Origin of the sequence: Halomonas sp. AOP7-B1-5 (assembly GCF_052353045.1) — a bacterium.
Lineage (GTDB): Bacteria > Pseudomonadota > Gammaproteobacteria > Pseudomonadales > Halomonadaceae > Vreelandella > Vreelandella colorata.
Genome location: NZ_JBQTDC010000145.1, coordinates 1 through 243 on the forward strand (window position 1 = coordinate 1; position 243 = coordinate 243).

Annotated in this window: 1 protein-coding gene; it reads left to right on the top strand. The window is 62.1% G+C overall.

Features of this window, described 5'->3' with window-relative positions; genetic code table 11:
• Positions 1–243, top strand: a 243-nt coding sequence (locus tag ACT3XD_RS19785) for a hypothetical protein (RefSeq protein ID WP_444280721.1), incomplete at both ends; no start/stop codon positions are given.

The window sequence follows — 243 nt, forward strand, 5'->3', positions numbered from 1 at the left end:
TGGGTAACGACGGCGTTGTTGCTAACCTGCTCGACACGGTGGTAGGCGAGAATGGTCTGCTGGGTAACCTGACCGAAGGCGACCTGTTGGGCGGCGAAGGTGGCTTACTGGGTGAGCAGGGTCTAGTGGGCAGTCTGCTGGATACCGTGGCGGGCCCGAACGGCCTGTTGAGTGGCTTGCTCACCACCACGCCGGTGGACGGTGAGCAAGTCACCGGTCTGCTGGATGGCCTACTGGGTGAAA